The organism is Amycolatopsis sp. NPDC058278, assembly GCF_042881395.1.
In the GTDB taxonomy this organism is placed as follows: domain Bacteria; phylum Actinomycetota; class Actinomycetes; order Mycobacteriales; family Pseudonocardiaceae; genus Amycolatopsis.
The window spans coordinates 22,826-31,311 of the sequence record NZ_JBHVXZ010000118.1 but is presented as its reverse complement, the minus strand read 5'-3'; the positions used below and the strand labels follow the sequence as shown (position 1 = coordinate 31,311).

The 8,486-nt window shown below is 68.0% G+C and carries 7 protein-coding genes; 3 read left to right on the top strand and 4 right to left on the bottom strand.

Annotated elements, in window-relative coordinates; all coding sequences use genetic code 11:
- On the bottom strand, positions 1-416 hold a 416-nt coding region (locus tag ACFVYA_RS39840; RefSeq protein ID WP_387052460.1), incomplete at its 3' end, for an alpha/beta fold hydrolase.
- 633 nt (positions 417-1,049) lie between these two features.
- On the bottom strand, positions 1,050-1,922 hold the full coding sequence (locus tag ACFVYA_RS39835; RefSeq protein WP_387052458.1) for an alpha/beta hydrolase: 873 nt from the start codon (positions 1,920-1,922) through the stop codon (positions 1,050-1,052).
- A gap of 1,023 nt (positions 1,923-2,945) precedes the next feature.
- On the opposite strand from ACFVYA_RS39835, the gene ACFVYA_RS39830 reads away from it, so the two are divergent.
- Positions 2,946-3,398, top strand: coding sequence for an STAS domain-containing protein (locus tag ACFVYA_RS39830; protein ID WP_387052456.1), 453 nt, complete (start codon positions 2,946-2,948; stop codon positions 3,396-3,398).
- Positions 3,399-3,502: 104 nt separating this feature from the next.
- On the opposite strand, the gene ACFVYA_RS39825 is transcribed toward ACFVYA_RS39830, so the two are convergent.
- The gene (locus ACFVYA_RS39825; RefSeq protein WP_387052454.1) at positions 3,503-5,002 is read right to left on the bottom strand and encodes an ABC1 kinase family protein; all 1,500 of its coding nucleotides are present in this window, start codon (positions 5,000-5,002) and stop codon (positions 3,503-3,505) included.
- A gap of 329 nt (positions 5,003-5,331) precedes the next feature.
- Positions 5,332-5,637, bottom strand: coding sequence for a hypothetical protein (locus ACFVYA_RS39820; RefSeq protein ID WP_387052452.1), 306 nt, complete (start codon positions 5,635-5,637; stop codon positions 5,332-5,334).
- Between the two features lie 461 nt (positions 5,638-6,098).
- Between ACFVYA_RS39820 and ACFVYA_RS39815 the strand changes: the two genes are divergently transcribed.
- The gene (locus tag ACFVYA_RS39815) at positions 6,099-7,562 is read left to right on the top strand and encodes a wax ester/triacylglycerol synthase domain-containing protein (RefSeq protein WP_387052450.1); all 1,464 of its coding nucleotides are present in this window, start codon (positions 6,099-6,101) and stop codon (positions 7,560-7,562) included.
- 38 nt (positions 7,563-7,600) lie between these two features.
- Positions 7,601-8,425 carry an SDR family NAD(P)-dependent oxidoreductase gene (locus ACFVYA_RS39810; RefSeq protein WP_387052448.1) on the top strand — a complete coding sequence of 275 codons (825 nt, stop codon included), beginning with the start codon at positions 7,601-7,603 and terminating at the stop codon, positions 8,423-8,425.
- The last annotated feature ends 61 nt before the right edge of the window (positions 8,426-8,486 follow it).

Genomic DNA, 8,486 nt, shown 5'->3' with positions numbered 1-8,486 from the left:
TTCACCCGCAGCAACCCGCCCAGCGAGACCGACTGCTTGCGGGTGAACGGCGCCAGCTCGACCACGCCGGTGATCAGCTCGGGCGCCGTGGCGGCTGCGATGGTCGCGGCGCCACCGCTGATCGACTGACCCATGATCACGGCCGGACCGCCGAGGTGGCGTACGAGCGCGACCAGGTCGCCGGCGATGTCCGTCCGGCTGTAGCCGTCCCAGCCGAGGCTGGACTCACCGCAACCGCGGATGTCGACGTTGGCGACCCGGTACCCGGCCGCGACCAGAGCCGGAACGACGAACCGGTAGGAGTGCCTGCTGTCACCCATGCCGTGCGCCAGAACAACGAGAAGGCCCTCACCGCTCACGTCGTAGGCAATGGTGTTGCCGGCGATGTTCAGGTACTCGGTCACGATGTCCTCCATGGAAGCTAACGTCTGTAGCTGAAAGCTAGTGGCGTTAGCTTCAGCTGTCAACACGTGCCCCGCCTCCCCGGTCAAGGTGTCGCCTACCTGGAGGCCGCGGCGGCCGAGGGCAGCCACAGGACGAGCCCGCGCGGGCACACCGGCCCCGGACCGAGACCGACAGATCAAGACAAGGACACATCGGTCAGTCGTAACGCGGGTCAGGCCACGGCGCGGGGCCGGCACCCCCTTGATCATCACAGTCGTAACGCGGGTGCCCAACACCGAATCCAAGCTGCGGGCGCTGTTCGGCAAGCTCACCCAGCAAGGTCCGCTGCTGATCGTGGTCAACCAACGCGGGTCACTGGTCAGCTACGGGTCGGCGCCGAGACGCTCCGGTAGTTCCCGGCGTGGGCCACCCAATGCGGCAACCAGGGTTCGAATGAGGAGCTGGACGGGGAAATGGATCCCGGTGCGGAGGGCACCCCAACCGTCGCCGTCCAGTGAGCGACCTGCTCGAGAGCATCCCGACGACCTTCTCTGTCACCATGAGCGGTTGACGCAGACACTACTCCGTGCGTGACCGTGTCCCCTCGGAACACGTGCCATCAGTATGCCGCCAGCGATGCGAGACGAGCGGCCCACGCGCTCGGCCTACGGATGCAGGTGGGTCCGGAAAAAGTTCAGCTGGTCGGCGATGACCTGGCCGCGGACGGGGTCGACGTGGATGTCGACGTGGCCGGCGGGATAGTGGCGGATTTCTCCGCGCGGGGCTTTTCGCGCCGCGCACCTTCCTGCACTCGGCGAGGTGACCCTGTCCTCGTCGGCCAGACACATCAACAATGGCATGGTGAGCCTGCCCGGATTTCGAGGCATCGGCAAAGTGAATACGCGTGCGAACGAGATTTCGTTGCGCCACAATGGAGCGTCCTTGGTCATCGAGTGCATGGCCCGTTCGGTCTGAGCGTTGCTCATGAGGGCGCCTTCCTCGCGATCACCGATGATGGGGCGACGGCGGGGTTCGCGGCCACGCAGCATACGGATCGCGTCGGCGACACCAGTGGTCACCAGCTTCGCCAGCATCGAGAGAGCGGGACGCGAGACGAACAACCCGGGCGTGAGAGCGACTACTGCGGCGATACTCGGGTCGGTCGCGCCGATCGTCATCACGTGCAGGCCGCCGAACGACAGCCCCCAGAGCGCGATGCGCTGAGGGTCCACTCCCGGCAGAGTCCGGGCGAAACGCACCGCGGCGCGGAAGTCCTCCTGCTGGTGGGCAGTGTGCAGGAGTTGCCGTGGCGTGCCACCGCTGGCGCCGAAGTGGCGATAGTCGAACGTCAGAGCAGCGAAGCCACCGGCAGCGAACCGGGTCGCGTACGCGGGCAGGATGAGATCCCGGGTGGCGCCGAGCCCGTTGCCCATGACCACACACGGCACACCTCGAGTCGTGGTGGACGGCAGATAAAGGGACCCAACGCATTCGGTGCCATGGGAGTCGAACGTGATCTCCACGGGATCGGCGACCATCGGACCTCCAGGATTCGACGCCCGAATGCTTGTGAGACCACAGCTATCGTACGACGATAAGACAGTAACGGATAGGTCTCTCCAGGACGTGGAGACACAAGATTCCGGCCCACCTCGACACCTTCGGCCTGCCTGCCCGCCGGGCGGCGGTTTCGTGACCGTCAACTGCCGAAGACCCAGCCGGTGGCAGCCCGTTTCGCGCTCGCATCTGCCGGCCGGGCGGGCCGCAGCGCGACCAGCTTCCGGCGCAGCTCCGCGACCGATTCGGCGACTTGTACACCGACGATTCATCCGGCCACGGAAGACCGGTTACCGGTCCACCAAAGGAAGCCACCCATGCTCCACACTGGCCGCAGACTCGCCGCGTTCGCCGCCGGCGGGCTGCTGACGGCCTCGGCCGTCGCCCTCGTGCAGGCCGCGCCGCGCACGCCGGCTTCGCCTATCTGTGCAGCATCACCGAGTCGCCGGACGAGGAAGCGGCCCGAGGGCGTCGTTGACTGCGTAGCGTTCGGGGGCCGGCGATCGGTGGCTCGCTTCAGCGATCAGGCCCGTGAGTGCGTTGCATGCCGACGTGCTCACGGCCCCGATCGTCTCCGGTGTTTCGGCCAGAACGGAACGACACGCAGTCGCCCAAAGACTGCACCCCGGCAACGGGGTGCTGGTCGGCGATCGTGGTCGTGTCCTCGATTTCCCATGCGTCTGCTTCGGTTCCTTCAATGCGCGCGGCATGCGCTCGGTGATCGGCTCGTGCCCGAGCGTCGTTCGATCGGCGCTGGGGCCGGAGGGCAGGCGCCTGGGCAGACGAATTTCGTTCGGGCCGCTTCTGTGAAACCACCCGATTGGCTGGTTCCGTGCGGAGGATTACGGCTTTGGAAGGCGGTGCCGGTATCTTTACGGCGGAGATCGAGGTGAAATCGGCAGACTGGCGGGTGACGCCGGAACGTCGCAGGTGTTGAGGCCGCCGCAGGAGCCTGCTGTCCTTTTCTGCTGGCTTCGTCGTGCGGAATGGGTTCGCGGAGTTGGTTGGAGGAGGTCACGCTGGTGTCGTCGACGTTCATTCCCCGGTCGCGAGGTCCGCGCCATCGGGCGGCAGCGTCGTTCGGGGTGACCCGGACAGCCGTTGCCAGCGTGGTCACCGCGTCAGGCGAGCTCGACTTGACGGTCACCGATCTTCTTGCCGCACTGCTCGCGTACGAAGTACGCCTGTATCCGCCGGCGTTGGTCTGCGATACGTCGGCGGTTGAGTTCTGCACCGCCGGCGTGTTGACGGTGCTGATCGACTCCGTTGCTGACGCTGCCAGGGCTGGGGTGCCCTTCGCGGTCGCCGGCCGACGGCGAGCACTGCTGCGGCCGGTCACCGCCCTCGGCCTGGAACAGGCCCTGCCGCTTCATCGCAGTGTCGCAGAAGCCCTGAAGCGGCTGACGCTATCGCCCCACCTGACCGATACGGACGCCCGCGGCAACCGCCGCCGATAGGCGGTTACCGACTCCCGTCGCACCACGGCACCGGCATCCGTGGCGCGTCGGCGATCATCCGGCGGCCCTGGACAGGCCCGGCGCGATGTCGTGGTGGCGCGGGGTCAATCTCCATTGTTCCGGGAAGTAGTAGCCCTGCGCACGTAGCCGATGCCGAACACCGTGATCGCCAGCAATGCGAGCCTGGTGAGGAGTGACGTCGTCACCGGGGCGCCCTTCGACTCCAGCGGCAGTGACAACTCACGGTCCGCCAAGTCGCGGAGGATCCCCCGAGCCTGGTTGTAGCTCCCGTTGGCGGTCAGCAGCAGTTCCGTGACCACGCGTGCGACCTGGGTTTCGGACAGCGCCTCGCAGGCCAGGTCCACCATGATGGTGGCCAGTTCCTCCCGGAAGACCTCCGCGGCGGACAGCTCTGGGGCCAGGCATCGTATGGAGCCCTCCATGTTGGCGAACGACTTGCCCAGGAGTGGCACGACCGGGCTCGTCTTGATGCCGCGCGAGGTGGAATGGCGCAGCACAGTGGTCAAGGTGAGCCCGAAGTCGAGTTCCTCCAGGGTCGCCGTCGCCACCCTGGGCACGAGCGCCGCGACGTCGCTGGTGAACCCGCTTATGTCGGCCCACGAAGTGGGTTTGCCCATCTCGATCCACGCCTTGGCCGCGCCGTCACCGTCGTTCTGCACGATGTTGATCAGCGTCAGCGCGAGCCTGAGGCTGGTCGGCCGGTCCAGCCGGCCGACCATCCCCCAGTCGATCAAGGCGGCCGGGTGGCCGGGCGCGACGAACACGTTTCCCGGGTGCGGGTCGGCGTGGAAGGTCCGGTCGACGAAGTAGCCGCGGTACATGAACGCCATCAGGTCGTGGGCGATGGCCAGGCGCTCGGGCCGGGAGAACTCGTCGCGCTCGACCTCGCGGATCGATCGCCCCGGCGCCAGGTCCTGAACCAGCACCCTCGGTGTCGCCTTGACGACCTCCGGTACGGTCAAGTGATCGAAGCCCTGGACGGCCCTCCTGCCGTTCTCCATGTGCCGAGCCTCGACGGTGAAGTCGAGTTCTCCGTGCATGGCCTCGAAGACGAGGGCGAGCATGGCCCTGAGGTCGACGACGGCGTTGAACTTGGGCCACAGCCGTGCCGACCACCGGGCCGCGTGGCGCAGTGTCGCCATGTCCGCCTCCACGACGGCCCGCACCCCCGGTCGCTGCACCTTCACCGCCACCGGACGGCCGTCCCGCGTGGTCGCGCGGTAGACCTGGGCCAGCGATGCCGAGCCCAAGGGCCGCTCGGCGTCGAAGTGCCGGAATTGTTCTCGCCATTCCGTTCCCAGTTCATTTTCCAGTACCCATTCGAATCCTTCGAACGGCGCTACGGGCACCCGGTCGTGCAGGGTCGCCAATTCCTCGGTCGTGGCCGCGGAGACGAGATCCGGACGGGTGGAGAGGATTTGCCCGACTTTGATGTATAGCGGACCGAGGCCTTCGATGGCCTGCCGCGCCGCCACCGCGCGCCGCCGGGAGCCGGGATGTCGCTCGCCGTCTGCGGCGTGGTGGTCGGGGATGAGCAGGCGGCACAGCGTCACGGCGATGAGCGACGCCCGTGCCCCGTTCACGGTCGGTCACAGCAGATTTGCCACGAGGGCGACAGAACTCTCACCAGGTCCGCCAAGGCCGGCTGCCCACCACATCCTCCGCGGCGCCCTTCTCCGGCCGGAACTGCGCCCATCACCCGGGCGAGCACTTCGATCGTGCAGTCGGCTCCCGTGCCGCGGCGATGGGCCCGGAACGGGCGACCCGCGCGGAGGTCGTCCAGGACCTCGGTGTCGGCAATCGGTCGCTGCTCGGCCACGTCGGTGAGACCGCCGTCCTGCTCGCGCATCAGCATGCGTCTTGCCACCGCTTTCATCCGGCTTCGTCCGCCGCGCCGTTCTGCGCCACCCGGTCAGCTGGTCCGTGCCGCCTCGGCGCGACCTCCGGCCGCGGACAACAGCGACACCTTTTCGGCCAGTTCGTTGAGCTGCTCTCGCAGCGCCGCGAGCTCCTCCTGGTCCTCGCGCGGATCCTCGTCGCGGTCGTCCTCGCGGAGCGTCCGCCGGGCGGTGTTGCGCAAGTCGTGCTCCACCTCGTCGCCGCGGTCCAGTACGTCGTCGACGAAGTCCTTGGTGTCGTCGATGAGGTTGCCGAGGAATCTCGTCAACCCGATACGCCTGGCCGGCCGGGTCGTCCTGGTCGTCCTGTCGATCGTCACTTCGCCACTCCCTCGGCTCGGTCCAGTGGGATTCGCCACAGCCGCCAATAAAGGCGGTCCGTGTGATCGAGCCTGGCATGGGCAGTGGGCCGGGGATACGGGACTTTAGTGCCATGCGCAGCGAAGAGCCCGGCAGAGGCATGCGAGATGTCAGGGCGGCACGGCTCCCTTCACTCGTGCGCCCGGTGCACGATGGCCCCGTCTCGCCGTTCTCACGGAACGTGAGGGCGTCGGATCCGGCCGGTCGCCCATCCAGGGGGCCGGGCCGAAAACCGGTCACCGCGGCGGCTTCGTCCGAAAGTACCTGCCCAAAGTGCGGCCGGCGATGGGTCGATATTTTCATCACGCTGATGGGGGTACCCATTGCCGAAAAACGTGGGTGAGATGAAAACCCTGTCCTACCTGCGCTTTGGCCCTTGATCGAATCGGCCGAATAAACCCACCCGAATGCGGGAGGAATCATGCCCAGTCGCGGCACCGAGCTGCCCAAGCACCTCATCTGGCGCTCGCCGAGTGAAATGAACGCGCTGGAAACATTGTTCTGGCGCGCGGAAAATCACCCGGGAATGCGATCGAACATGCTCGGTGTCTTCGTGCTCGACCGGTGCCCCGACTGGCGGCGGCTGGTGGCCAGGCACGAATGGAGCACCCGCATCGTGCCCCGGTTGCGGCACCGGGTCCTGGAGCCGCCGCTGCGTTCGGGACGTCCGTTCTGGGTGGCGGACCGGACATTCGACGTGCGCAACCACGTCCGCCGGGTGAAGCTGCCCGCCCCCGGGACGACTCGCCAACTGTTCGACCTGGCGCAAGCGGTCGCGTCGGCCCCCTTGGCGCCGGACCGCCCGCTGTGGGAGGCGACGCTGGTGGAAGGACTCGACGACGGTCACGGCGGCAAGGCCGCCTACCTGCTCAAGCTGCACCACAGCCTCAGCGACGGGTTGGGTGCGGCACAACTGGCCACCGTGCTGCTGGACGAGGCGGCGACATCGTCCGCCGAGCCCGCGCTACCGCCGGTCCACAGCAGCCGAGCCGTCCCCGCCACCGTGTTGCTCGGCGGGCGTCTCGCCCGGCAGCTGCTCACCTTGCCCCGGTCCGCGATCCGGGGCGCGAAGGGGGCTCGCGTGGCGTGGACCACCCGCTCGAGGGGAATCGCGCTGCCGTCGGTCGATCAGGTCGCCGGCGGAGTGGCCTCGTTCGCCCGAACCACCCTGCTGCCCCCTGTCCCCGCATCACCGCTGCTGCGTGCACGCAGCCACGCGGTGCACTTCGACGCCCTCGAATTCCCCCGGCAAGCGCTGAGGGCAGCCGCCAAAGCGGGTGGCGGCACTCTGAACGACGCCTTCGTGGCGGGTCTGATGGGCGGCTTCGAGCGCTACCACCACCGCTTCGGGGTGGACCTCCCCGCGGTTCCGTTCCTGATCCCGATCAGTGTGCGCCGGCGCGACGACCTGCCGGCGGGTAACCGGTTGGCCAGCACGCGGCTGGCCATGCCGGTGTCGGGTCTGAGCGCCGTCGAGCGGATCGCCGAGGCCAACCGGCGGATCACCGCCATCCGCACCAGATCGACGCTGCGGGCACTGGATTTGCTCACGCGGCCGATCGCACCCCTGCCCGGACCACTGGTGAGGTTCGTCTTCACCCAGATGTTCCGGGGCAACGACCTGATCGCCACCCATTTCACCGGACCGTCCGGTGAGCTCTGCCTCGCGGGATCACGGATCCTGCGGGTCTCGCCGTTCCCCCCGCTGCTGCGCGGCGCGACGAGCATCGCGCTGACCACCTACGCGGACAGTTGTCATATCGGAATCACTCTCGACACCGGCGCGTTCACCGATCCGGATGCCTTCGTCCTCTCGCTTCGCGAGAGCTTCGAGGAACTCATCGCGCTCGCCGCGGACAGCCGCGCCGCGTCCATGACCGCATGACACCACCACAGCAGCCCGCACCGTCGATTGGAGGACCGATGTCATCCGCGTTGGACCTGTTCGACCTGAAGGGCAAGAAGGCGCTTGTCACCGGGGCGTCGAGAGGGATCGGCAAGGCGATCGCGACCGGCCTGGCCGCGGCCGGCGCCGACGTTGCGCTGCTCGCTCGCAACACCACCGCCCTGGAGGGACTGGCCGGGGAAGTCGAAGGGCTGGGCCGCCGAGCGCTCGTCCTCACCTGTGACGTCAACGACGGCGAGCAGATCAAGGCCGCAGCCCGGACGACGCTGGCGGAATTCGGCGGCCTGGACGTGCTGGTCAACAACGCCGGGGGAATAGGGCACGCCGGCCCGTTCCTGGACCTGGAGTTCGACGACTGGACGCGGGTGCTGCGGCTGAACCTGGAGTCCACCGTGCACGCCTGCCAGGTGTTCGGCAGGCACATGGTCGAGCGGGGTGGCGGTTCCGTCATCAACCTCTCGTCCATCGCCGGGCTGGGCGGCACGCCGATGCTCGCCCACTACGCCGTCACCAAGGCGGCGGTCATCTCGCTGACCCGGACGCTGGCCGCCGAGTGGGCTCCCGCAGGGGTGCGGGTGAACGCCTTGGCACCGGGCTGGATCCGGACCGACCTGACCACCACTTTCTTCGCCGATCCCCAGGCGACCGCGGGACTGCTGGCAGCCGTGCCGTCCGGCGCGTTCGGCGACCCACAGGACGTGGTCGGCTCGGTGATCTACCTCGCCGGTGACGCCTCGCGCGGGGTCACCGGCAGCTGCCTGGTCGCCGACGGCGGAACGACCTGCTTCGTCGGCGGGCCGCAGATCTTCGGCTTCCTCCAGCACGGCCGCATCCCCGTCTGACCCCCCACCACGTACCCGGAGGAATCACCGTGCCCGATCGCCCAGTATTCCTGTTCCCCGG

Bases quoted from the DNA above. Each gene is read 5' to 3' on its own strand.
- ACFVYA_RS39810 (WP_387052448.1), top strand. From the start codon at position 7,601: ATGTCATCCGCGTTGGACCTGTTCGACCTGAAGGGCAAGAAGGCGCTT.
- ACFVYA_RS39835 (WP_387052458.1), bottom strand. From the start codon at position 1,922: ATGGTCGCCGATCCCGTGGAGATCACGTTCGACTCCCATGGCACCGAA.
- ACFVYA_RS39815 (WP_387052450.1), top strand. From the start codon at position 6,099: ATGCCCAGTCGCGGCACCGAGCTGCCCAAGCACCTCATCTGGCGCTCG.